The sequence below is a fragment of the Kineosporia sp. NBRC 101677 genome (assembly GCF_030269265.1).
Classification (GTDB): domain Bacteria; phylum Actinomycetota; class Actinomycetes; order Actinomycetales; family Kineosporiaceae; genus Kineosporia; species Kineosporia rhizophila.
Genome location: NZ_BSTA01000007.1, coordinates 158,676 through 181,345 on the forward strand (window position 1 = coordinate 158,676; position 22,670 = coordinate 181,345).

General features: G+C 71.1%; 24 protein-coding genes. 4 read left to right on the forward strand and 20 right to left on the reverse strand.

What is annotated here, in order from left to right; genetic code table 11:
* Window positions 1-48: 48 nt before the first annotated feature.
* Together QSK18_RS21420 and QSK18_RS21425 are read left to right on the forward strand one after the other, a co-directional pair.
* Window positions 49-1,299, forward strand: a complete 1,251-nt coding sequence (locus QSK18_RS21420) for a DUF349 domain-containing protein (protein ID WP_232814534.1) — start codon at window positions 49-51, stop codon at window positions 1,297-1,299.
* Between the two features lie 150 nt (window positions 1,300-1,449).
* Window positions 1,450-2,034 carry a hypothetical protein gene (locus QSK18_RS21425; RefSeq protein ID WP_232814533.1) on the forward strand — a complete coding sequence of 195 codons (585 nt, stop codon included), beginning with the start codon at window positions 1,450-1,452 and terminating at the stop codon, window positions 2,032-2,034.
* Between the two features lie 81 nt (window positions 2,035-2,115).
* On the opposite strand, the gene QSK18_RS21430 is transcribed toward QSK18_RS21425, so the two are convergent.
* From QSK18_RS21430 to QSK18_RS21510, 17 genes are all read right to left on the reverse strand, one after another.
* Window positions 2,116-4,365, reverse strand: a complete 2,250-nt coding sequence (locus QSK18_RS21430; protein WP_352396608.1) for a RelA/SpoT family protein — start codon at window positions 4,363-4,365, stop codon at window positions 2,116-2,118.
* Between the two features lie 584 nt (window positions 4,366-4,949).
* Window positions 4,950-5,477, reverse strand: coding sequence for an adenine phosphoribosyltransferase (locus tag QSK18_RS21435; protein ID WP_408624385.1), 528 nt, complete (start codon window positions 5,475-5,477; stop codon window positions 4,950-4,952).
* A gap of 32 nt (window positions 5,478-5,509) precedes the next feature.
* On the reverse strand, window positions 5,510-6,673 hold the full coding sequence (gene secF, locus QSK18_RS21440) for a protein translocase subunit SecF (RefSeq protein ID WP_285622347.1): 1,164 nt from the start codon (window positions 6,671-6,673) through the stop codon (window positions 5,510-5,512).
* Complete coding sequence (gene secD / locus QSK18_RS21445) at window positions 6,673-8,718, reverse strand: protein translocase subunit SecD (protein ID WP_232814531.1); 2,046 nt, start codon at window positions 8,716-8,718, stop codon at window positions 6,673-6,675. The genes secF and secD overlap by 1 nt, the downstream gene beginning before the upstream one ends.
* A 58-nt stretch (window positions 8,719-8,776) precedes the next feature.
* Entirely contained in the window at window positions 8,777-9,175 is a 399-nt protein-coding gene (yajC, locus tag QSK18_RS21450; RefSeq protein WP_232814530.1) for a preprotein translocase subunit YajC, read from the reverse strand.
* A gap of 141 nt (window positions 9,176-9,316) precedes the next feature.
* A complete protein-coding gene (ruvB, locus tag QSK18_RS21455; RefSeq protein WP_232814529.1) occupies window positions 9,317-10,435 on the reverse strand; it encodes a Holliday junction branch migration DNA helicase RuvB in 1,119 nt (372 codons plus the stop codon).
* Entirely contained in the window at window positions 10,435-11,061 is a 627-nt protein-coding gene (gene ruvA, locus QSK18_RS21460) for a Holliday junction branch migration protein RuvA (protein ID WP_232814528.1), read from the reverse strand. The genes ruvB and ruvA overlap by 1 nt, the downstream gene beginning before the upstream one ends.
* Before the next feature lie 101 nt (window positions 11,062-11,162).
* Window positions 11,163-11,741 carry a crossover junction endodeoxyribonuclease RuvC gene (ruvC, locus tag QSK18_RS21465; RefSeq protein WP_285622356.1) on the reverse strand — a complete coding sequence of 193 codons (579 nt, stop codon included), beginning with the start codon at window positions 11,739-11,741 and terminating at the stop codon, window positions 11,163-11,165.
* 78 nt (window positions 11,742-11,819) lie between these two features.
* Window positions 11,820-12,578, reverse strand: coding sequence for a YebC/PmpR family DNA-binding transcriptional regulator (locus QSK18_RS21470; RefSeq protein WP_232814526.1), 759 nt, complete (start codon window positions 12,576-12,578; stop codon window positions 11,820-11,822).
* 54 nt (window positions 12,579-12,632) lie between these two features.
* On the reverse strand, window positions 12,633-14,066 hold the full coding sequence (locus tag QSK18_RS21475; RefSeq protein WP_232814525.1) for an MFS transporter: 1,434 nt from the start codon (window positions 14,064-14,066) through the stop codon (window positions 12,633-12,635).
* Between the two features lie 116 nt (window positions 14,067-14,182).
* Window positions 14,183-14,806, reverse strand: a complete 624-nt coding sequence (gene pdxT / locus QSK18_RS21480; protein WP_269811147.1) for a pyridoxal 5'-phosphate synthase glutaminase subunit PdxT — start codon at window positions 14,804-14,806, stop codon at window positions 14,183-14,185.
* Complete coding sequence (pdxS, locus tag QSK18_RS21485) at window positions 14,800-15,702, reverse strand: pyridoxal 5'-phosphate synthase lyase subunit PdxS (protein ID WP_285622362.1); 903 nt, start codon at window positions 15,700-15,702, stop codon at window positions 14,800-14,802. The genes pdxT and pdxS overlap by 7 nt, the downstream gene beginning before the upstream one ends.
* Before the next feature lie 105 nt (window positions 15,703-15,807).
* The gene (locus QSK18_RS21490) at window positions 15,808-16,365 is read right to left on the reverse strand and encodes a hypothetical protein (RefSeq protein ID WP_285622364.1); all 558 of its coding nucleotides are present in this window, start codon (window positions 16,363-16,365) and stop codon (window positions 15,808-15,810) included.
* On the reverse strand, window positions 16,365-17,543 hold the full coding sequence (locus QSK18_RS21495) for a glycosyltransferase family 4 protein (RefSeq protein ID WP_352396603.1): 1,179 nt from the start codon (window positions 17,541-17,543) through the stop codon (window positions 16,365-16,367). The genes QSK18_RS21490 and QSK18_RS21495 overlap by 1 nt, the downstream gene beginning before the upstream one ends.
* Window positions 17,540-18,463, reverse strand: coding sequence for a phosphatidylinositol mannoside acyltransferase (locus tag QSK18_RS21500; protein ID WP_285622370.1), 924 nt, complete (start codon window positions 18,461-18,463; stop codon window positions 17,540-17,542). Before QSK18_RS21500 ends, QSK18_RS21495 begins: the two co-directional genes overlap by 4 nt.
* Window positions 18,464-18,465: 2 nt before the next feature.
* Window positions 18,466-19,098, reverse strand: a complete 633-nt coding sequence (gene pgsA / locus QSK18_RS21505; protein ID WP_285622374.1) for a phosphatidylinositol phosphate synthase — start codon at window positions 19,096-19,098, stop codon at window positions 18,466-18,468.
* 66 nt (window positions 19,099-19,164) lie between these two features.
* Window positions 19,165-19,683, reverse strand: coding sequence for an HIT family protein (locus tag QSK18_RS21510; protein WP_269811145.1), 519 nt, complete (start codon window positions 19,681-19,683; stop codon window positions 19,165-19,167).
* A 73-nt stretch (window positions 19,684-19,756) separates the two neighbouring features.
* On the opposite strand from QSK18_RS21510, the gene QSK18_RS21515 reads away from it, so the two are divergent.
* Both QSK18_RS21515 and QSK18_RS21520 read left to right on the forward strand, forming a co-directional pair.
* Window positions 19,757-20,302 carry a hypothetical protein gene (locus QSK18_RS21515; RefSeq protein ID WP_232814518.1) on the forward strand — a complete coding sequence of 182 codons (546 nt, stop codon included), beginning with the start codon at window positions 19,757-19,759 and terminating at the stop codon, window positions 20,300-20,302.
* Window positions 20,299-21,159 carry a hypothetical protein gene (locus QSK18_RS21520; protein WP_285622381.1) on the forward strand — a complete coding sequence of 287 codons (861 nt, stop codon included), beginning with the start codon at window positions 20,299-20,301 and terminating at the stop codon, window positions 21,157-21,159. The genes QSK18_RS21515 and QSK18_RS21520 overlap by 4 nt, the downstream gene beginning before the upstream one ends.
* On the opposite strand, the gene QSK18_RS21525 is transcribed toward QSK18_RS21520, so the two are convergent.
* From QSK18_RS21525 to QSK18_RS21535, 3 genes are all read right to left on the reverse strand, one after another.
* Window positions 21,149-21,430 (reverse strand): hypothetical protein, encoded by a 282-nt coding sequence (locus QSK18_RS21525; RefSeq protein WP_232814516.1) that lies wholly within the window; start codon window positions 21,428-21,430, stop codon window positions 21,149-21,151. The two genes, QSK18_RS21520 and QSK18_RS21525, sit on opposite strands and share 11 nt — an antisense overlap.
* A gap of 122 nt (window positions 21,431-21,552) precedes the next feature.
* Window positions 21,553-21,798: a hypothetical protein gene (locus QSK18_RS21530; protein ID WP_232814515.1), complete on the reverse strand. Its 246-nt coding sequence runs from the start codon at window positions 21,796-21,798 to the stop codon at window positions 21,553-21,555.
* Window positions 21,799-21,921: 123 nt separating this feature from the next.
* Window positions 21,922-22,632: a hypothetical protein gene (locus tag QSK18_RS21535; protein ID WP_285622384.1), complete on the reverse strand. Its 711-nt coding sequence runs from the start codon at window positions 22,630-22,632 to the stop codon at window positions 21,922-21,924.
* Window positions 22,633-22,670: the final 38 nt, after the last annotated feature.

The window sequence follows — 22,670 nt, forward strand, 5'->3', positions numbered from 1 at the left end:
CGGGGTTGACGGGTTTGACATGGGTGGCGAAGCAGAAGGCGTGAGATCGTGACCGGACAAGAGTGGGGCCGCGCGGACGAGGACGGCACCGTCTGGGTGCGGACGGCCGACGGGGAGCGCAAGGTCGGCCAGTACCCGGGTGTCAGCCAGGACGAGGCGCTGGCCTACTTCGTGCGCAAGTACGAGGACCTGGCCGCGCAGGTGAGTCTGCTGGAGCAGCGGGTGAAGGCCGGGCAGGTCTCCCCCGCGGACTCCGAGACCACCATCAAGCGGCTCGAGCCGACGATCCGCGACGCCAACGCGGTGGGCGACCTGGACGGGCTGCTGACCCGGCTCACCGGGCTGGCCCCGGCGGTGGAGCACCTGCGCGAGGAGACGCAGCGGGCCAAGCAGGAGGCGCGCGCGGCGATCGTGGCCGAGCGCACCACCCTGGTCGAGGAGGCCGAGGCGCTCGCCGGGGCCGACCCGCAGCGGATCCCGTGGAAGAGCTCCGGCGACCGGCTGCGCGAGCTCTTCGACGAGTGGCGTCGCCTGCAGAAGGAGTCGCGCCTCGACAAGCACACCGAGGACGAGCTCTGGAAGCGGTTCAGCCACGCCCGCACCACCTTCGACCGTAAGCGCCGGCACTACTTCGGCGCCTTGGACGAGGAGCGGCACCAGGCCAAGGCGGCCAAGGAACAGCTGATCGCCGAGGCCGAGGCGCTCAGCACGTCGTCCGACTGGGGCAACACCGCCGCTGCCTACCGCGACCTGATGACCCGGTGGAAGTCCGCCGGGCGGGCCGCGAAGAAGGAGGACGACGCGCTCTGGGCCCGCTTCCGGGCCGCGCAGGACGCGTTCTTCACCGCCCGGCAGAACGCGAACTCGGCGCTGGACGAGGAGTTCCGCGGCAACCTGGAGATCAAGGAGCAGCTGGTCGAGGAGGCCGAGCGGCTCCTGCCGGTCACCGACATCGCCGCTGCCAAGGCCGCGCTGCGGGATCTGCAGGTGCGCTGGGACGAGGCCGGCAAGGTGCCGCGCAACGACATGCAGCGCATCGAGGGCCGGCTGCGACGGGTGGAGCAGGCCGTGCGCGACGCCGAGCAGGACAAGTGGCGGCGCAGCAACCCCGAGGCCCGGGCCCGGGCGAACGACATGGTCAGCCAGCTCGAGCGCACCATCGCCGACGCCGAGGCCGACCTGGCCAAGGCGCAGGCCTCGGGCAACGCCCGCAAGATCAAGGAGCTCGAGCAGTCGCTGGCCTCCCGCCGCGCCTGGCTGGAGCAGGCCCAGCAGGCGATGAACGAGTTCACCGAGTAGGCCCCGACTTCGGGCGCCGAGGGCAGGTTTTCACCTGCCCTCGGCGCCCGTTGCGTTTTCTGCAGGCTGCGGTCGGCAGGAACCCCCGGTCATCCACAGGCGTGGTCCGGCGGGCTGCGGGCCGGCACCCGGACCGGGCAGATTGCTCCCGTGAGCATGTCGGAGGGCGAAGGGCCGTTCCTGGTCGCCGGATACCGTGAGCGCGCCGAACTTCTGCGCGACGGTCTGGCCCGGGAAGTGCTTGATCTGGTGGTGGTTTCACCCTCCACGCCGATCACGCCGAGCATCCGGGCGCTGGCGGTGCGGGAGAAGCTGGGCCACTGGGAGACGGATCCGGCTCGGGGGCGCTCGATCGGGTTCGGTACTGCGGGCTGGGTTCTCACCGGTTCCTGGCCCTCAGGCAACGCATCGGCCGAGCACGAACGGCGCCTTGATCTGATCATCGGCCGAAATCGACGCTCCCCCCGGCTGGCTCAGGTGCGCGTACGCCAGATCGATGTCCCCGCCGAGCATTTGTACGTCCTGGAGGGTCTCCAGATCACCACCCCGGTACGCACCGCAGCAGACCTGGCGCGTGATCTCCCCCGCGACGAGGCGCTCCCCCGGCTACGGCTTCTGCAGGAGATGCACGACGTGCACCCGCCCCAGGTGCTCGACCTGCTTACGGCCATGCCCTACGCCCGAGGGGCAGCAGTCGCGCGGGCGGTGGTGCGGGAGTGGGCCGAAATGGCCTGACTGCGAAGAGCTCTCCAACAATGGACGGGTGCCCGCCCGCCTTGGGGAGGCGGAGCGGGCTCCCTCCGGATCGGCGTCGTCTCAGTCGAGATCGGTGTCGCTACGGCGCCCGGTGATGCGGTAGGCGTCGAACACGCCGTCCACCCGGCGGACCGCGGCGATCACGTGCCCCAGGTGGGCCGGGTCGGCCATCTCGAAGGTGAACCGGGAGATCGCCATCCGCTCACGTGAGGTGGTCACGTTCGCCGACAGGATGTTCACGTGCTCGTCGGACAGGGTGCTGGTCACGTCGGACAGCAGCCGGTTACGGTCGAGCGCCTCGACCTGGATCTGCACCAGGAACACGCTGGCCTGGTTGGGCGCCCACTCGACCTGCACGATGCGGTCGGGCTCCTCGCGCAGACCGCTCACGTTGTTGCAGTCCTCCCGGTGCACCGAGACACCGGAGCCCCGGGTGACGAAGCCGATGATCGGGTCGCCCGGCACCGGGGTGCAGCACCGCGCGAGCTTGACCCAGACGTCCTCGACGCCCTTGACCACCACACCCGGGTCGCCCATCCGCGGCCGGCGCGGCCGCATCGGGGTGACCGTCTCGGCCAGGTCCTCCTCGGTGCCGGCCTCGCCACCGGCCGAGTCGACCAGCTTCTGCACCACGTGCGCGGCGGAGATCTGGCCCTCGCCGACCGCCGCGTACAGACCGGACACGTCCTGGAAGCGCAGCTCGGTGGCCAGGCCCATCAGGGACTCGTGGGTGAGCAGGCGGCGCATCGGCAGGTTCTGCTTGCGCATCGCCTTGGTGATCGCGTCCTTGCCGGACTCGATCGCCTCCTCGCGGCGCTCCTTGGAGAACCACTGGCGGATCTTGTTGCGGGCCCGGGGGCTGTGGACGAAGTTCAGCCAGTCCCGGCTGGGCCCGGCCGCGTCGGTCTTGGAGGTGAACACCTCGACCACGTCGCCGTTGTCGAGCGAGCTCTCCAGCGGCACCAGGCGGCCGTTGACCCGGGCGCCCATGCACCGGTGCCCGACCTCGGTGTGCACGGCGTAGGCGAAGTCGACCGGGGTGGACCCGGCCGGGAGCGCCACCACGTCACCCTTCGGCGTGAAGACGTACACCTCCTGCGCCTGGATCTCGAACTGCAGCGACTCCAGGAACTCGCCCGGGTCGGTGGTCTCCCGCTGCCAGTCGAGCAGCTGGCGCAGCCAGGTCATGTCGGTGGCGTTGCCGGTGCCCGCGCCCGGGGCGCCGTTCGCGTCGTCCTTGTACTTCCAGTGCGCGGCCACGCCGTACTCGGCCCGGCGGTGCATCTGGTGGGTGCGGATCTGGATCTCGACCGGCTTGCCCTCGGGACCGATCACCGTGGTGTGCAGCGACTGGTACATGTTGAACTTGGGCATCGCGATGTAGTCCTTGAACCGGCCCGGGACCGGGTTCCAGCGCGCGTGCAGCGCACCCAGGACGGCGTAGCAGTCGCGCACCGAGTCGACCAGGACCCGGATGCCCACCAGGTCGTAGATGTCGGCGAAGTCGCGGCCGCGCACGATCATCTTCTGGTACACGGAGTAGTAGTGCTTGGGCCGGCCGGAGACGACCGCCTTGATCTTGCCCGCCCGCAGGTCGGCCGAGACCTGCTCGCGCACCTGGGCCAGGTAGTCCTCCCGGGCCGGGGCCCGCTCGGCCACCAGGCGGACGATCTCGTCGAACACCTTGGGCCAGAGCGTGGCGAAGCTCAGGTCCTCGAGCTCCCACTTGATCGTGTTCATGCCCAGCCGGTGGGCCAGCGGCGCGTAGATCTCGAGGGTCTCGCGGGCCTTCTTCTCGGCCTTGTGGGCGGGCACGTAGCGCCAGGTGCGGGCGTTGTGCAGCCGGTCGGCCAGCTTGATCACCAGGACGCGGATGTCCTTCGACATGGCCACGACCATCTTGCGCACGGTCTCGGCCTGGGCCGCGTCGCCGTACTTGACCTTGTCGAGCTTGGTGACCCCGTCGACCAGCATGGCGATCTCGTCGCCGAAGTCGCCGCGCAGGTCTTCCAGGCCGTAGCTGGTGTCTTCCACCGTGTCGTGCAGCAGGGCCGCGGCCAGCGTGGCCGGGGTCATGCCCAGCTCGGCCAGGATCTGGGCGACCGCCACCGGGTGGGTGATGTACGGGTCGCCGCTCTTGCGCTTCTGCCCCGAGTGCGCCTTCTCGGCGACCTGGAACGCCTTCTCGATGATGGCGAGGTCGGCCTTGGGGTGCGCGTTGCGGACGCTGCGCAGCAACGGCTCGAGCAGGGGCGAACTGGGGGTGCGCGAGGCTGCGCCCAGGCGCGCGATGCGCGAGAACACCCGCACCGGGGAGACCAGCGGCTCGCTGGTGCGTGGGCGGGGCTCGACCGCGGCGCGGGGCGCGGTTGCCGCCGCCGGACGGGGACGGCCGGGCGCGGGCGGGATCTGGTAGCCCGCCGGCTCCTGCCCGGCCGGTTCGCCGGAACCGCCGGAACTCGCGGGGGGTGCTGCGGGAGCGGGGACGGGGCGGGCCGGCTGACCGGCGGCCTCCTGGGCGTCGTGGTCCTTCACGGTCGACAGCGCAGGGCGGCCTTCCCGCCCGTCCCGCAGCGCCTGCTGCGCGACCCTCGCTGCGACCTCTTCGGACACCCGATCCTCCCGACGTCGTACGTCTCGCACGGAGACTCTTGCTGGACGAGTGTAGGGCCCGCGAAGCTCCCGTGCCTCGGCTCTCGGCAAGCTCACCGCCCGCCTTGAGCCCGCCCAGCGGTTACCAGAGCGGCTCCGGACGCCGATTCATTCCCGATTCTGCGGGTAACGGTCACTTCCGATCTTGACTAACCGCCCGACTTGAGCCCTACGTGTTGAATACATCACGGCAGGTCGAACAAAAGGGGTCGTCCGCCCCAAAGGGCGGCGACCGCCCGTTCTCAGTAGTTCAGCAACGATTTCACATCGCGCCCGGCGAGCCGCTCCCGGCCGTTGAGGAATCCGAGCTCGACCAGGAACGCCACCGACACGACCTCGGCCCCCACCCGCTCGAGCAGACCGGCCGCGGCCTCGGCCGTGCCCCCGGTGGCCAGCACGTCGTCGAGCAGCAGCACCCGCTGCCCCGGCCGTACCGCGTCGTCGTGCATCTCGATGACGGCGGTGCCGTACTCGAGCGTGTACTCCGCCGACACCGTGGTGTGGGGCAACTTCCCCTTCTTACGGATCGGCACGAAACCGACCCCCAGGGCCAGGGCCACCCCGGCGCCGAAGATGAAGCCCCGGGCCTCGACCCCGGCCACCAGATCGACCTCGGCCCCGCTGCCCGGCCGGTGCGCCGCGGCGAGCGCGTCGACCGCGGCCGCGAACAGCGCCGGATCGGCCAGCAGCGGGGTGATGTCCTTGAACAGGATGCCCGGGGACGGGTAGTCCGGGATGTCCCGGAGCCCCGCCTCGAGCTTCTGCAGCACGGCCTGGTCGGCCTGGTCGGCCTGGTCGGCGGTCACCGCCGCTTGCCCCGCTTGGGCTGGGCGCGCTGGCCGGAGTCGGCCCTTCTGGTCGCCGGACCCCGGCGGGAAGGTGCCGCCGGAGCGTTGCGCACCGCCGTGGCGGCACCGGCACCCACCGGGGAGAGGCCCTCGCCCTCGTCGGCCGAGCCGTACTCGGGCGCCGGGTCCGCGGCCGGGGCGCCGCCCTCGGCCCGCCGCTTGAGCAACTTGCGGGTGTGCGCGACGATCTCCGGCTCGCGGCGGCGCATGTCCACCAGCAGCGGGGTGGCGATGAAGATCGAGGAGTAGGTACCGGCAGCGATACCGATGAACAGGGCCAGCGAGATGTCCTTCAGGGTGCCCGCGCCGAGCACGAAGGCACCGATGAAGAGGATCGAGGCGACCGGCAGGAGGGCCACCACCGAGGTGTTGACCGACCGCACCAGGGTCTGGTTGACCGCCAGGTTGGCGGCCTCCTCGTAGGTGCGCCGGGTCGAGGAGGTGATCCGCTCGGTGTTCTCCCGGACCTTGTCGAACACCACGACCGTGTCGTACAGCGAGTAGCCCAGGATGGTCAGGAACCCGATCACCGACGCCGGGGTGACCTCGAAACCGGTGAGCGCGTACAGGCCGGCAGTGATGATCAGGTCGTGGAACAGCGCGATCAGCGCGGCCACCGACATCTTCCAGGTCCGGAAGTACGCGGCAATGATCAGCCCGACCAGCAGGACGAAGACCAGCAGACCCTGAACGGCCTTGGTGGTGACGTCGCGGCCCCAGCTGGCGCCGACGAAGTTCGAGGTGACGTCGCTCTCGTTCACCCCGTAGGCCTTGGCCAGGGCGGCCCGGACCTCACCGGTCTCCTCGGGGTCCAGCGTCTCGGTCTGCACCCGGATGCCGTCGTCACCGATCACGGTGACCCGGGCCTCGGCCCCGGAGACCACCTCGCCGACCGCGTCGGAGCCGATGATGGTGCTGGTGTCGGAGACCTGAGAGAGCTGGAACTCCGAGCCCCCGCGGAACTCGATGCCGGGGTTCAGCCGGATCAGGGCGAGCGAGAGGATCGACAGCAGCGTCATGGCGACGGCGATCGCGTACCAGATCCGGCGCTTGCCGACGAAGGCGAAGGAGCGCTTGCCGGAGTGCAGGTCGTTACCGAAGGCGGCGAAGCTGAACATCAGGAGTTCCTCCCCGAGCCGGACGTGGTGACGTGGTCCTGGCCGGACGGACCGCCCGGATCACCGGGCTCGCCACCGTTGGCCGCGCGGGCCGCGGCGGCCCGGCGGGCCGCGATGCTCTCACCCGCAGTAGCGCCGGAGGTGGCGGCCGGCCCGGCGGTGGCGGGGGTCGGGCGCACCCGGCCCCGCCCGGCGTAGGCGTTGGGCCGGCCGAGCTGCTTGGCGCTGAACCCGGACAACGTGTGCCCTTCGGAGAAGAAGCGCGTCCGCGACAGCACGGTCACGGCGGGCTTGGTGAAGAGGAAGACGATGACGACGTCGATCAGCGTGGTCAGGCCGAGGGTGAAGGCGAACCCGCGGACACCGCCGACGGCGACCAGGTAGAGCACGATCGCGGCGACGAAGTTGACCGCGTCGGAGGCCAGGATGGTGCGCCGGGCGCGCTTCCAGCCGGCCTCGACCGCCGAGCCCAGCGGCCGGCCCTCGCGGACCTCGTCGCGGACCCGCTCGAAGTACACGATGAACGAGTCGGCGGTGATACCGATGGCCACGATCAGGCCGGTGACCCCGGCCAGGCTGAGCCGGTAGCCCTCGGTCTCGCCGAGCAGCACCACCAGGCCGTAGGTGAGGGCGGCGGCCATGCCGAGGCTGAAGATGGTGACCAGGCCCAGGGCCCGGTACTGCAGCAGCGAGTAGATCACCACCAGGATCAGGCCGATCAGGCCGGCCAGCAGACCGCGCTCCAGCTGCTCACCACCGAGCAGGGCGGAGATCTGGTTCTCGGTCTGCACCTGGAAGGAGACCGGCAGCGAGCCGAACTTCAGCTGCTGGGCCAGCAGCTGCGCCGAGTCCTGGGTGAAGTTGCCGGAGATCTCGGCCTGGCCGTTGGTGATCGCCGCGTTCGCGGTGGGGGCCGAGACGACCAGCTGGTCGAGCACGATGGCGAACTGGTTCTGCGCGCCGGTGAGCTGGATCAGCCGCTCGGTGACCTCGGCGAACTTGTCGCTGCCCTCGGAGTTGAACTCCAGGTTGACCACCCAGGCGCCGGTGGCGAAGCCCTGCTGGTTGGACTGCATGCCGGCGGTGGCGTCGGAGATGTCCGAGCCGGGAACTTCCACCGGGCCCAGGACGTATTTGTAGGTGCCGTCCTGCTCACAGGTGACCAGCGGCTTCTTCGGGTCGGAGGCCGCGCCCTGGATCTTGGCCAGGTCCTGGCAGGTCTCGGCCTGGAACTGCTCCTGCAGCTCGGGCGTGAGCTGGGCGAGGTCCGAGGCCGTGCCGGTGGAAGGATCGGTGGCCGCCGTCGCGTCGGGAGCCTCGGTGCTGCTGCTCGACGCCGAGGGCTCGCTGCTCTCCTCGGCCGCGTCGCCCTTGTCGGCTGCGTCGGCCTTGTCGGCCGAGCCCGACGGCGAGGAGGTGGGCTCCGTGGTCGGCGTGGAGTCGGCCCTCAGCGCCGACGGCACCAGAGAGTTGTTCTCGTCGCTCTTCTCGTCCGCCTTGTCGTCAGCCTTGTCGTCCGCCTTCTCCGTGGCCTTGGAGGTGGCCGAGGCAGAAGCGGAGGCCGAGGCGGACGGGGTGGCCCCGGTCTCGTCGCCCGACTCGTCACCGGTGGCGGACTCGGTCGGCGTGGTGGTGGGCATGCCCACCGCGGCCGCGACCAGGACCGGCCGGAAGTTCATCTGGGCCGACTGCTTGACCAGGTCACGGGTGGCCTGGTCGGGGTTGCCGGGCAGCGAGACGACGATGTTCTTGCCGCTCTGCGTGGTGATCTCGGCCTCGGAGACGCCCGAGCCGTTGACCCGCTGGCGGATCACGTTCACGGCCTCTTCCAGCTGCTCACCGGTCGGCGTGACGTTCTCGCCGTTGAGCGGCCGGGGCTCGAGGATGATCTCGGTGCCCCCCTCGAGGTCGAGGGCGAGCTGGGGCGTCCAGCCGCCGTCCGAGGTCACCGTGCGGACGCCGACCACGGCGTACACGACGGCCAGGATGGCGACCATGAACAGCAGTGCCCGACCTGGTCGGGAGGCGTTGCTGGATCGTGCCACGGTTGCGGGTCTCTTCTCGTTGTCCCAAGGACGGCGGATGCCGTCGCGGTCTGTCCGGCTAGCGGCCGCTGGTTCCGGGGGTGTCGTCGGCGTCGCTCGGGGGCGCCGCGTGTCCCGCCTCGGAGCGGACGTCGACCACCGGAGCGTCTTCGGTGCTCTGGACGTTCTGGATGTTCTGGCTGTTCTCGGTGCCGGCCGCCGGGTCGTCGGCGGTCACGGTCACGACCTGGGCGATGGCGCGCCGGGTCCACCGGGTGTGCACACCGGGGGCGATCTCGAGAACGACGGCCTCACCGTCGATCTCGACGACCTCGGCGTACAGACCGGAGGTGGTCATCACCCGGGTGCCGGGGGTGACCGAGTCCTGCAGCGCCATCAGCTCGCGCTGCTGCTTGCGGCCGCGGCTGACCATGAGCCAGAGCAGGACCAGCGGGACGGCCAGGATGATCAGTTCCATGTCGTCCTCCACATGGTCGGAGCTGTTCTCGTGAGTGTCACAACCGACCCATCATGCCCGACCGGCCGCCACTCGTGAGCACGCATGCTCCCACAGCAGACTGGGTGCTCTGTTCAGCCGACCCTTGACCTGGGCAGTTCGTCAGACGTCGGGATCGGGTAACGATTCCTGCACCATGCCCGAGCGACTGGTGAGCGTGCTGCCGCCGGTGCCCGCCCCCACCCAGGAGAATCCCGCGGGCGGAGTCAGGCCCAGGTGCTCCCAGGTGGCCGCGGTGGCCACGCGCCCGCGCGGGGTGCGCCCCAGCAGGCCTTCGCGCACCAGGAACGGCTCGGCCACCGTCTCTACCGTCTCGGGTTCCTCGCCGACCGCGACGGCCAGGGTGGACAGCCCCACCGGGCCCCCGCCGAAACGACGGCACAGCGCCTCCAGCACCGACCGGTCGAGCCGGTCCAGACCTCGCGCGTCGACCGCGTAGACCTCGAGCGCGGCCCGGGCGGCATCGAGGTCGAGCACCCCGTCACCGCGGACCTGCGCCCAGTCGCGCACCCGGCGCAGCAGCCGGTTGGCGATCCGGGGCGTGCCGCGCGAGCGCCCGGCGATCTCGGCCGCGCCCTCGGCGGTGAGCCGCACCCCGAGCAGTTCGGCCGACCGCCGCAGCACCCGCTCCAGCTCGGCCGGGGTGTAGAAGTCGAGATGGCCGGTGAAACCGAACCGGTCGCGCAGCGGGCCGGGCAGCATGCCGGCCCGGGTGGTGGCACCGACCAGGGTGAAAGGTGGCAGCTCGAGCGGGATCGCGGTGGCGCCGGGCCCCTTGCCGACGATCACGTCGACCCGGAAGTCCTCCATGGCGACGTAGAGCATCTCCTCCGCCGGGCGGGCCATCCGGTGGATCTCGTCGAGGAAGAGCACCTCCCCCTCGGACAGCGAGGACAGCACGGCGGCCAGGTCGCCGGCGTGCTGGATGGCCGGCCCGGAGGTGACCCGCAGCGGGGCGTTCAGCTCGTGCGCGACGATCATGGCCAGGGTGGTCTTGCCCAGCCCGGGCGGCCCGGACAGCAGCAGGTGGTCGGGCGCCGCGCCGCGCGCCTTGGCCGCGTCGAGCACCAGGCTGAGCTGCTCGCGCACCACCTGCTGGCCGACGAAGTCGCCGAGCATCTGCGGCCGCAGCGCACCCTCGATGACCCGCTCGTCGACGGTGGCCCCGGAGGCCAGCAGTTCGAGCGACTCGTCGGCGGCGGCCCGCGCGTCCTCGTTCATCAGCCCGTCCGCCCCAGCTGGCGCAGCGCGGCCCGCAGCACCTGGGCCATGTCGGGCGCCGCCCCGTTCACTTCCGGCGAGGAGGCGAGCACCGAGTCGACCGCGTCGGACGCGGCCTTGGCGGGCCAGCCCAGACCGGTGAGGGCGTCGAGCACCTGGTCGCGCCAGCCCTCGGCGTCGGCCGCGGGCGCACCGGCCGCCGCCACCGTGGCCCCGGAACCGCTGGGAGCCCCCAGCTTGTCGGTGAGCTCGAGCACGATGCGCTGGGCGCCCTTACGGCCGATGCCCGGCACCTTGGTCAGCGCCGTCAGGTCCTGGTTGGCCACGGCCAGCCGCAGCCCTTCGGGGGTGTGCACGGCGAGCATGGCCAGGGCCAGCCGGGTCCCGATCCCCGAGACCGTCTGCACGATCTCGAACACGTCGCGCTCGTCCGGATCGGCGAAGCCGAACAGGGTCAGCGAGTCTTCCCGGACCACCAGGCTGGTGGCCAGTTCGGCCTCCTGCCCGGGCCGCAGCTCGGCCAGCGTGCCCGGGGTGGCCAGCACCTTCAGCCCGACCCCGCCGACCTCGAGAACCACCGAGTCCAGCCGGACGGCCGCCACCCGCCCCCGCACCGACGCGATCACCGCGAACTCCTCACCCTCCGAACATCTGTACGAGAAGGAAATCTAGCCGCTGCCACCGACAGAACCGGCCACCGGGCCCGGACGCGCCCGGACGCGCGCCCTCAGCGAGCCCGGGCCGACTTCTTCGACGCCTCGATCGCCGCCACCCAGGCCTGCTGGGCCCGGGTCGCCCCGCCGCCCGCCTTCGACACCGGCATCACCGCGGCCGTCCCGTCCCGCCACAGATGACAGATCGCCAGGGCCAGGGCGTCGGCCGCGTCGGCCGGCCGGGGCGCCTCACTGAGCTGCAGGATCCGCTGCACCATGGCCGTGACCTGGGCCTTGTCGGCCCGCCCGGACCCGGTGACGGCCGCCTTCACCTCGGACGGCGTGTGCATCACCACCGGGATGCCCCGGCGCGCCGCGGCCAGCACGGTGACCCCGGCGGCCTGCGCCGTACCCATCACCGTGGACACGTTGTTCTGGCTGAACACCCGCTCCACCGCCACCACGTCGGGCCGGACCTGGTCCATCCAGCCCTCCACCGCATCGCTGATGCCCAGCAGCCGCGAGCCCAGGTCGGTCCCGGCCGGTGTGCGGATCACGTCCACCGCCACCATCTGGGCCCGCCGCCCGGGCAGCCCGTCGACCACGCCCAGCCCGCACCGGGTCAGCCCCGGGTCCACCCCTAGAACACGCATGCAGCCACGATCACAGTCAAAGCGGAACCGGGCCAGGAGCGACCCGGCCCGGTTCCCGTCGCACTCCCGCCGAGAAGGTCACTCGGCGTTCACGAGCTCCATGACCTCGTCGGACACGTCGAAGTTGGCGTAGACGTTCTGCACGTCGTCGCAGTCCTCCAGCGCGTCGATCAGCTTGAAGATCTTGCGCGCGCCCTCTTCCTCGAGCGGCACGTTCATCGACGGCACGAACTGGGCCTCGGCCGAGTCGTAGTCGATCGAGGCGTCGACCAGCGCGGTGCGCACCGCGACCAGGTCGGTCGGCTCGCTGACCACCTCGAAGACCTCGCCCTGGTCGTTGACCTCCTCGGCCCCGGCCTCGAGCACCGCCTCGAGCACGGTGTCCTCGGTCATCCCGTCGGTCTTCGGGACGATCACCACACCCTTGCGGTTGAACAGGTACGCCACGCTGCCCGGGTCGGCCATCGTGCCGTTGTTCCGGCTCATCGCGGTGCGGACCTCCATGGCGGCCCGGTTGCGGTTGTCCGAGAGGCACTCGATCAGCATCGCCACGCCGTTGGGGCCGTAGCCCTCGTACATGATCGTGACGTACTCGGCCCCACCGGTGTCGGCGCCGGAGCCGCGCTTGACCGCGCTGTCGATGTTGTTGTTCGGCACCGACGACTTCTTGGCCTTCTGGATGGCGTCGTACAGCGTCGGGTTGCCGGCCGGGTCACCGCCACCCGTGCGGGCCGCGACCTCGATGTTCTTGATCAGCTTGGCGAACATCTTGCCGCGCTTGGCATCGATGACGGCCTTCTTGTGCTTGGTGGTGGCCCACTTGGAATGGCCCGACATCGGGTCGCCTCCCGTTACGCAAATCAATCAGAAACCAAAGCTCAGCGAGTCATGCTACCCATGCGCGGGGGTGACCTCGGACGTGGACGTCGCCCGGGCCGCCCGCTCGGCGCTGGCCCGGGCCCGCGGCCCGGACGAGACCACCCCGAAAACCAGGGCGAGGAGCGCGGACCCGGCCACCACCCACCAGCCGGCGTGGGCCGCGTCCAGACTGCCCCCGGCCCCGCGCGACGCCGCCGTGTAGACCGAGCCGACCACCGCCACCCCCACGGTGGTGCCGACCTGCCGGCTGGTCGAGGCCACCGCGGCGGCCAGTCCGGCCTGCGCGGGCGGCATCCCGGACACGGCCGTGCTGGTGATCGGCGCGTTGATCATGCCGAAGCCGACCCCGAACAGCACGTAGGCCACGAACAGCAGGGCCGTCGGCCGGGAGGGCTCGACGAAGGTCAGGGTCAGCGTGCCCGCGGTCATCCCGAGCCCGCCCAGCACCAGCGAGGGCCGGGTGCCGTAGCGGGCCACCATCCGGCCGGAGACCGGCGCCAGGGCCATGATCACCACCGCCATCGGCAGCAGGTACAGACCGGCCCGGAACGGGGACAGGCCCAGGTCGCCCTGCAGGTACAGGGTGTTGACGAAGAGACAGCCGCCGAACGCGGCGAAGGCGGTGAGGGCGATCAGCGTGGCCCCCGAGAACGTGCCGCTGCGGAAGAACCGCACGTCCAGAAGCGGCTCGGCGTGGCGCTTCTCGTACCTCACCAGAGCCGCTGCCGAAGCGGCGGCCACCAGCAGCAGCCCCAGCACCAGGGGTGAGTCCCAGCCCAGGTGCGGCACCTCGATCACCGCGTAGATCAGAGCGGCCAGGGCCAGCACCACCAGCACCTGCCCGACCGGGTCGAACCGGCGGGCCCGGGCGGCCCGCGACTCCGGCACGAACACCGCCGTCAGCGCGATCGCGGCCAGCCCGATCGGGATGTTGATCAGGAAGATCCAGCGCCAGCCCACGGTCTCGACCAGCAGGCCGCCCAGCACCGGCCCGAGACCGATGCTCACCCCCACCACCGCACTCCACACCCCGATCGCCCGGGCCCGTTCGCCGGGTTCGGGGAAGGCGTTGGTGACGATCGACAGCGCCACCGGGTTGAGCATCGAGGCGCCCACCCCCTGCAGCATCCGGAAGGCGATCAGCCAGCCCAGGCTGGGTGCCAGGGCACACAGCAGCGAGGCCACCACGAAGATCGCCAGGCCGGTCTGGAAGGTCCGGCGCCGGCCCAGCCGGTCCCCGGCCGAGCCGGAGAGCATCAGCAGGCTGGCCAGGACCAGCGTGTAGGAGTCGATAGCCCACTGCAGGCCCGACACGGAGGCGTCCAGGTCCTCCTGCAACGCGGGCAGCGCCACGTTCAGGACGGTGGCCTCCAGGCCGACGATCAGCAGGCTCATGCAGCAGATCAGCAGAACCAGCCGGCGGCGGCGGGGGCTCAGTTCGGTCATCAGGCTCTCGGTTCGACGCGGAAACGGTTCGTTACCCACGCTAACCAACCGCGAACCGGCGGTTCCTGTTCCGAGCCGACGATTCGGATCACACAGGTCGGATCACCCGGCCTGGATCAGACTGGGCCGGAAACCCCCGAACTGTGGACGTGGGTGCGCACCATCGCGGCGAACAGGGAGTGGACCCGGTGGTCACCGGTGATCTCCGGGTGGAACGAGGTGGCGAGCAGGTTGCCCTGCCGGACCGCGACCGCGTGACCCTCCGGAGTCCGGGCGAGCACCTCCACGCCGGCGCCGACCTTCTCCACCCACGGCGCCCGGATGAACACCGCATGCACCGGGCCGCCCTCGATCCCGGTGAAGTCCAGATCCACCTCGAAGGAGTCGACCTGACGCCCGAAGGCGTTCCGCCGGACGGTGACGTCGAGGCCCCCGAGAGTCTGCTGGCCCGGGGCGGTGTCGACCACCCGGTCGGCCAGCATGATCATCCCGGCGCAGGAGCCGTAGACGGGCACCCCGGACCCCAGCAGCTGCAGCAACGGCTCGCGCAGCCCGAAGATCCGGGTGAGCTTGTCGATGGTGGTCGACTCGCCGCCGGGCAGCACCAGACCGGACAGGCCCTCCAGCTCGGCCGGCCGGCGCACCGCCCGGGTGTGCAGCCCCTGCCCCTCGAGAACCGCCAGGTGCTCGCGGAAGTCGCCCTGGACCGCGAGCACCCCTACGACCGGAAGGCTCACCAGCCGCGCTCGGCGAGCCGGTGGGGCTGCGGGATCTCGTCCACGGTGATCCCGACCATGGCCTCGCCCAGGCCCCGCGAGACCTTGGCGATCACGTCCGGGTCGTCGTGGAAGGTGGTGGCCTTGACGATCGCCTCGGCCCGGGCCACCGGGTTGCCGGACTTGAAGATGCCCGACCCGACGAACACCCCGTCGGCGCCCAGCTGCATCATCATCGCGGCGTCGGACGGCGTGGCGATGCCGCCGGCGGTGAACAGCACCACCGGGAGCTTGCCGGTGGCCGCGATCTGGCGCACCAGGTCCAGCGGCGCCTGCAGTTCCTTGGCCGCGACGTACAGCTCGTCCTCGCTCAGGCCGCGCAGCCGGCGCATCTCGGCGCCGATGGTGCGCATGTGGGTGGTGGCGTTGGAGACGTCACCGGTGCCGGCCTCACCCTTGGAGCGGATCATCGCCGCGCCCTCGGCGATCCGGCGCAGCGCCTCGCCCAGGTTGGTGGCGCCGCAGACGAAGGGCACCGTGAACTTCCACTTGTCGATGTGGTTGGCGTAGTCGGCCGGGGTCAGCACCTCGGACTCGTCCACGTAGTCGACGCCGAGCGACTGCAGCACCTGGGCCTCGACGAAGTGCCCGATCCGGGCCTTGGCCATCACCGGGATCGACACCGCGGCCTGGATGCCCTCGATCATCTCCGGGTCGCTCATCCGGACCACGCCGCCCTGGGCCCGGATGTCGGCGGGCACCCGCTCCAGCGCCATCACGGCCACGGCGCCGGCGTCCTCGGCGATCCGGGCCTGGTCGGGGGTGACCACGTCCATGATCACCCCGCCCTTGAGCATCTCGGCCATGCCGGTCTTGACCAGGCTGGTGCCGGTGACGGAGGGAGCGGGGCTGTCGGACACGGGAACCTCACAGACGGGAAACGAACCGGGCCGGGCGACAGGTTAGGCCGCCCTCCGGCTTTCCTCTCGGGCCAATCGCACCGCACTGGACTGCCCCGGAAGACCTCAGGCCAGGCCGTCGGGCGAGGAGTCGTCGATCTCCACCATCTGCGGCATCTGCGCCGTCCCGGCCAGCTTCGCCCAGCGCACCACGCGTTTGCGCCGCATCCGCTGGGCGTGCGAGACCGCGTCGTTGTGGAACCGGCGGGCCATCCGCACCCGTTCCCCGGCCAGGACCAGCTCGTCCAGGAGTTCGCCGGTGGCCGGGTCGGCCCGCAGCCGATTCACCCGATCGGCGTCTGGGAAGGCCTGATGCAGTGCGCGGGCCAGCAGGTTCTCCCCCGCCTCGGACACCGGCGCATCCGGCGCGCGGACCATCCGGGAAGCCGCCAGTCGCAACCGTTCGCCCTCAGGCGGTCCAAGCGCCCGCGACACCTCCAGTGCCACCGCCGCCCGCCGGGCCAGTCTCGTCTCCAGGGCGGCCCGCGACGTCTCGACCCGGTGGTGCAGCCGGTCCAGCCGCGCGGCCAGGTAGGACAGGTACCAGCCGACCACGAGCAGGACCAGGACACTCAGGACGACGACGCCCCAGGCTCCGTCGAGCCAACCAACAGCGTTGGACATCAGCTGACCGTGGGGCGCCAGCGGGCGAGCAGTCCCGTCCGCGGGTCCTCCCCCACCCGGTCGGCGCCGATCGTCACCGTCTCGTACACGTCGAAGATCTGAGCAGCCACCCGGGGCCAGTCATACCTACGCACCGCGACCGAAGCGCGAGCCGCGCGTTCCCGGGCGCCCGCCCGATCGTCCAAAAGCGAAATGATCCCGGCGGCCAGCGCGGCCGGATCTCCCGTACGGATGAGCAGACCTAGGTCACCCTCTTCGAGCACCCGCCGGAACGCCCCCAGATCACTGGCGATCACCGGCGCCCCCGCGCTCATTGCCTCTACGAGCACGATGCCGAAACTCTCGCCCCCGATGTGCGGGGCGACGTACGCATCGACCGAGCGCAGCAACGACGCCTTGGCCTCGTCGTCGAGAGCGCCGAGGAACTCGATCGATTCCCGGGCCGCCGGCTGATCGGCGAGCACCTGCAGCGCCTCTTCCGCCTCCCCGCGCCCCAGAACGAGCAAACGCGCTCCTGGATAGGAACTAAGGACGCTCGGCAGGGCAGCAGTGAGGATCTGCAGCCCCTTACGGGGTTCGTCCAGGCGTCCGAGAAAAGCCAACGTGGGACGCTTTTCGCTCCCCTGCCACTCGGGGCGGGGTTGGGCGGTTGCGAACCGGTCGACGAACACCCCGTTCGGGATCACCACCGCGTCGCCACCGACGTGGTCGACGACCGTGCGCCGCGCATCTTCGGAGACCGCGATCCGGGCCGACAGCTTCTCGAACCCCGGGCGCAGCAGCGGATAGGCCGCCTGCATCGCCCGCGAGCGCGGGTTGGAGGTGTGGAAGGTGGCCACGATCGGCCCGGTGGCGGCCCACATCGCCAGCATCGACAGGGACGGGCTGGACGGCTCGTGCACGTGCAGCACGTCGAAGTCGTTCTCCGCCAGCCAGCGCTTCACCCGCGCCGAGGCCACCGGGCCGAAGCTGATCCGGGCCACCGACCCGTTGTAGGGCAACGGGACCGCGCGCCCGGCGGAGGCGATGTACGACGGGAGCGGGGTCTCGTCGTCGGAGGGGGCCAGCACGCTGACGTGGTGCCCCTGGCCGAGAAGGTGCTCGGCCACGTCGCGGATGTGGAACTGGACGCCGCCGGGCACGTGGAAGGAGTACGGCGAGACCATGCCGATCCTCACGGCGCACGCCGGTTCGGGTCGCGGTCGGGATCCAGGTCGGCGTCGAACACCACCTGCATCATGTGCCAGTCCTCCGGGTGCTGCCGCAGCCCTTCGGACAGGGCGTCGGCGCAGCTCTGGGTCATGGCGGCGATCTTCTCGGCCTTGGTCCCGGTGGCCGGGACCGGCACCGGCTCGTGCAGCTGCAGCACCAGGCCGTGTCCGCCGCCCGGCAGTTGCTCGTAGTAGGTGTTCACCGGCATCAGCGGGGCCTTGGCGGCCAGCGCGATCGCGGCCGGGCCGGGCGCCATCCGCGAGGCCTCGCCCAGGAAGGTGACCGGCACCCCGTTGCCGCTCAGGTCACGGTCGGCCAGCAGCGGCACGAACGCCCCGGCGTGCACCTTGCGCACCAGCTGCGCGGCCAGGCCGGGCTCGCCGAGCGGGAAGATCTCGATGCCGATGCTCCGGCGGTAGTTGAGGAACTCCTGGTAGACCGCCTCGGGCTTGAGCCGTTCGGCCACCGTGGTGACCTGGCGCAGGTGCACCCCGGCCCAGGCCCCGGCGTGGTCCCAGTTGCCCTGGTGGGCCAGGGCGGCGACCACCCCGCGGTCGCCCTCGAACACCCGGGCCAGCAGTTCCGGGTCGTCGACCCGACAGGTCCGGGCCAGCCGGTCGCCGTCCCAGCCGGGCAGCAGGAAGGCGTCGCACCAGTAGCGCATGTACGAGCGCATCCCCCGCCGGGTGAGCCGGCGCAGCTCGGCCGGCCCGGCGTCGGGCACGGCCCGCGCGAGGTTGGTGGCGAGCCGCTGCACGGCGGCGCCGTTCCGCCACCAGACGAAGTCGGCGATCAGCCGGAACAGCGTGTAGGCCAGGCGTTCGGGCAGCAGCCGCACCACCCGCCAGGCGTACAGGTAGGCACCGGCGATCAGCCGTTCCCACATGGTCAGACCGCTTCGGTGCCGGCGACCTCGCGGGCCAGGGCCTGGCGCCGCACCATCATGATCCGCTGGAAGATGGTGATCGTGCTGCCCACCACCAGCAGGATCAGCACGCCCATGAGCAGGTAGTGAGTGACCCCGATGCCGACGAACCCGGCGGCGACCAGGGTGAACACCAGCCGCTCGGAACGTTCGGCGACGCCCACGTTGGCCTGCATGCCCAGCCCCTCGGCGCGGGCCCGGGCGTAGGACACCAGGAAGCCGAGCACCAGACAGGCCAGCGACAGAACCATCATGACGTCGTTGTCCTTCGGGCCGGCGTAGCAGAGCACCAGACCGCCGAACACCGCCGCGTCGCCGAAGCGGTCGAGCGTGGAGTCGAGGTAGGCGCCCCAGACCGAGGAGCGGCCGGACATCCGGGCCATCGTGCCGTCGATCAGGTCCGAGAACACGAAGGCCGTCACGACCATCACGCCCCAGAACAGCTGGCCACGGGGGAAGAAGGCCAGGGCGCCGAAGCACACGCCGACGGTGCCGACCAGGGTGACCACGTCGGGGCTGACGCCCCAGCTCAGCAGCAGCCGGGCGACGGGCGTGAAGATGCGGGTGAAGAGAGCCTTCGCGAATCGGTTGAGCATGGTGAGATCACTCTACCGACGCCGGAGAGGCCCAGATGTCGCTCAGGAGTCTCGAACGGTAACGGTTCAGGCGAACCAGGCGTCGGCCAGCTTCCGGCGGGTGTCGGCCAGCAGCTCGGGCAGGGCCTTGGTGCGGGCGATCACCGGCAGGAAGTTGGCGTCGCCGCCCCAGCGCGGCACCACGTGCTGGTGCAGGTGGGCGGCGATCCCGGCGCCGGCCACGGCCCCCTGGTTCATGCCCAGGTTGAATCCGTGCGGGGCGGAGACCGCGCGGATCACCGTCATCGCGCGCTGGGTCATGGTGGCGACCTCGACGGTCTCCGCCTCGGTGAGGTCGGTGTAGTCGGCCACGTGCCGGTAGGGGCAGACCAGGACGTGACCGGGGTTGTACGGGAACAGGTTGAGCACGGCGAAGGCGTGCTCACCGCGGGCCACGACCAGGCTCTCCTCGTCGGAGACCTGCGGGGCGCGGCAGAACGGGCAGTCCTCCCCCGGCGCCGACGTCTTCGGCTTCTCCTCACCGCTGATGTAGACCATGCGGTGCGGCGTCCAGAGCCGCTCGAACCCGTCCGGCTCGCCGCCCATCGTGTCCGAGACCTCGTACCCGTTGCTCACCTGCCGGAGTCTAGGGCTTCGGCCCGCTGGCTACTCTTACCCGGTGAACGGGCCGAGAACGACGCAACCCACGCCTGGTCCCGAGCCCGAGGTGATCCGGCTCGGCCGGCCGGCCAAGGCCCTGCTGGCGACCACCCTGGCCGTGGTCAGTGCGCTCTTCCTGGGCGGCACCTTCGTCGGCACCGACGCCTGGTGGCCCTTCGCCCCGTGGAAGATGTACTCCACCTCCACCGCCCCCTCCGGTCCGGTCGGCTCCACCCGCATCGAGATCCAGGAGAACGGCTCCGGCCCGTGGCAGCCGGCCTCCCTGCACCCCGACACCGTGGGCCTGAACCGGGCCGAGGTGGAGGGCCGGATGCCGCTGATCCAGCAGGACCCCTCGGTCCTGGGCACCCTGCTCGAGAGCCACGCCGAACTGCAGCCGGACGCCCCGCGCTGGACGGCGATCCGGATCGTGCGCAGCGACGTGCTGCTGGAGAACGGCCGGCGCACCGGTGAGACCCGCGACACCACCCTGGCGGTCTGGCCGGAATCGGCCCGCACGGCCGAGGACGACGCGCCCCGCATCATCACCGGGGACGCGCAGTGAACCGGCTGAGCGCGTGGCTGTTCACCCCGGTCCCGCTGGCCCGGGTGGCCCTGTTCCGCCGCTTCGTCTACGCGTTCGTCATCGTCGACGTGCTGCTCCTGCACACCTCCGGCTTCCGGCACGGCTGGGCCGACCCGGTCTGGTACCAGCCGCTGATCATGGGCGAGTGGCTGAACATCCCGGCCGCGGACGTGGCCCAGGTGATGATCCTGAAGTGGGGCACGGTGGCCGTCGCCGCCCTCGCCCTGACCGGCCGGTTCCCCCGGCTCACCGGGCTGCTCGTGGCGGTGGGCTGGATCTGGTACCAGTACGTGGCCTTCGCCTACGGCAAGGTCGACCACGACCGCGGCGACTTCGTGGTCGCCCTGGCCGTGCTGCCGCTGATCGGGCTGGCCGCCGCCACCGACCACCGGCGCAGCGAGAGCGCCGGCTTCGCGTTCCGGGCGATGCAGCTCGCGGCCATCGCCACCTACTTCCTGTCGGCCTGGGCGAAGGTCCGCTTCGGCGGCTGGGACTGGGTGAACTCGGCCACGATCACCCGGGCGGTGATCCGGCGCGGCACCTTCCTGGGCGACTGGCTGCTGCACATCCCGTGGAGCCTGCACGCCTTCCAGTGGGTGCTGTTCAGCGCCGAGATGCTGTCCCCGGTGATCTTCTTCGTCGGGGAGAAGTGGCGGCGCCGGATGGTGGCGGCCTGGTTCGTCTTCCACGCGGCCACCTACTCGGTGATCACCATCGCGTTCTGGCCGCACCTGATCATGATGCTGGCCTTCCTCCCGCTGGAGGAGTACCGCGACCAGGTGATGTCCAGGTGGGCCCGGCGCAGAGGCCGGGCCCGCCTACGAGCTACCCCTTGAGCCCGAGCGACTCCAGCAGTGAGCGCACCTTGGTGGCGAACGCCTCGTCTCGGGCCATCGCGGTGGCCACGGCGTGCTGCACCCGGTCGCGGGCCCACCCGGAGGGGCCCTCCGGCGTGTGCGCCTCGGCGTCGAACTCCGCCATGTAACGACGGGTCCCCTTGGCGCCGGAGAGCTTCCCGGCGACCAGGTCGTGCAGCTCCTGAGCCGTGGGACCGGGTTTCGTGTCGGGCGACCCGAGCACACCGATGACAACGTCCGCACCCAGCACTGTGCCTCCTCGTTAAGGCGTTACCTGTTTCCCTATCGAGCGGCTCGGAGGCGGCTCGGGTCAAGGGCACAGGCGGCAAGTTCCGCCGAACGAGGGAATCGGTACAGCCGGAAAAGAGGCAGCTACAGCAGGTTGCGCAGCTTCTCGGCGAAGACCGGGTCACGGGCGATCGCGGTGGCCACGAGGTGCTGCACCCGGTCGCGGGTCCAGCCGGACGGTCCCCGCGGGGTCCGCACCTCGGCCTCGAAGTCGGCCAGGTACTTCGAGCCCGCGAGCTTCCCGGCTACTAGGTCGTGCAACGCGTCGAGCTGCTGGTCCCGCCCGGGCCCCCAGTTACGCAGTCTGGCGACGACAACATCCGCACCCATCGTTGGGCCTCCCGTTCGGCTGAAAGACGGTCCAGGAGCTAGAACCGCCGATCGATCTCCCTATTCAGGTGGGGAGTGACGTACGTCGCAAGGCCGACACACGTGCGGTGCGCCGAGCGGTCGCTAAGCGCGGACCTGGTGCGCCCCGCCGGCGGCCCGGCCCAGCCGGCCCAGGGCCCGGCCGAGCCCTCGCCGCTCGCGCGTGTGCCGCCCGGTCGAGGGGGCCGGGGTCGGCTCGGCCCGCACGATGGACAGGCTGCTGACCTCGTCGGCCCCGGAAATGAGCCAGGGCCCGAGGCGGCTCAGGACGTCCTTCACCCGGACCTCCCACGAACCCTCCAGGGTGCCGCTGACGTCGAGCGGGCTCAGGCCGTCCACCAGCTCCCGGGCGAGCTGCCCCCGGTCGGCGGCCAGCAGATCGGCGACCCGCACGGCCGGAGTCAGGATGTAGGCCAGCCGCTCCCCCGTGCGCGGCTCCTGCCCGTAGAGCACCAGCAGCCCGCCCGGCATGCCCTCACCGCCGATGCGCACCACGGCCAGGTCGAAGCGGCTGGTCCCCTCCCGCAGGCTCTTGCCCACGGCCCGCACGGCCGCCACCGCCCGCTCGCGCCGGGCCTGGTCGTGCGGCTGCTCGGCCAGGGCACTCACCGCCCAGCGCGCGGGCGCGGCGGTGACCAGGCGCTCCAGGTCGATGGCCACGTCCAGCCGGAACGTGAGATCACTGCTGCGGACCTGGAACTCGTCGACCTGGACATCGCGTACCCGCGTCTCACCGTCAACCCCGAGCACAGCGTCCTCCTGACCGTAGGTGATCTCCTGGTCACCATGAGGCACTCAGTGCCCCGGAGGGGTCAAGGACGATGCAGCGTCAC

Bases quoted from the DNA above. Each gene is read 5' to 3' on its own strand.
- secF (WP_285622347.1), bottom strand. From the start codon at position 6,673: ATGTTCAGCTTCGCCGCCTTCGGTAACGACCTGCACTCCGGCAAGCGC.
- yajC (WP_232814530.1), bottom strand. From the start codon at position 9,175: ATGGAACTGATCATCCTGGCCGTCCCGCTGGTCCTGCTCTGGCTCATG.
- pgsA (WP_285622374.1), bottom strand. From the start codon at position 19,098: ATGCTCAACCGATTCGCGAAGGCTCTCTTCACCCGCATCTTCACGCCC.
- ruvB (WP_232814529.1), bottom strand. From the start codon at position 10,435: ATGAACGAGGACGCGCGGGCCGCCGCCGACGAGTCGCTCGAACTGCTG.
- QSK18_RS21490 (WP_285622364.1), bottom strand. From the start codon at position 16,365: ATGTCCAACGCTGTTGGTTGGCTCGACGGAGCCTGGGGCGTCGTCGTC.
- QSK18_RS21510 (WP_269811145.1), bottom strand. From the start codon at position 19,683: ATGGGCGGCGAGCCGGACGGGTTCGAGCGGCTCTGGACGCCGCACCGC.
- ruvC (WP_285622356.1), bottom strand. From the start codon at position 11,741: ATGCGTGTTCTAGGGGTGGACCCGGGGCTGACCCGGTGCGGGCTGGGC.
- QSK18_RS21530 (WP_232814515.1), bottom strand. From the start codon at position 21,798: ATGGGTGCGGATGTTGTCGTCGCCAGACTGCGTAACTGGGGGCCCGGG.
- QSK18_RS21500 (WP_285622370.1), bottom strand. From the start codon at position 18,463: ATGTGGGAACGGCTGATCGCCGGTGCCTACCTGTACGCCTGGCGGGTG.
- QSK18_RS21470 (WP_232814526.1), bottom strand. From the start codon at position 12,578: ATGTCGGGCCATTCCAAGTGGGCCACCACCAAGCACAAGAAGGCCGTC.
- QSK18_RS21475 (WP_232814525.1), bottom strand. From the start codon at position 14,066: ATGACCGAACTGAGCCCCCGCCGCCGCCGGCTGGTTCTGCTGATCTGC.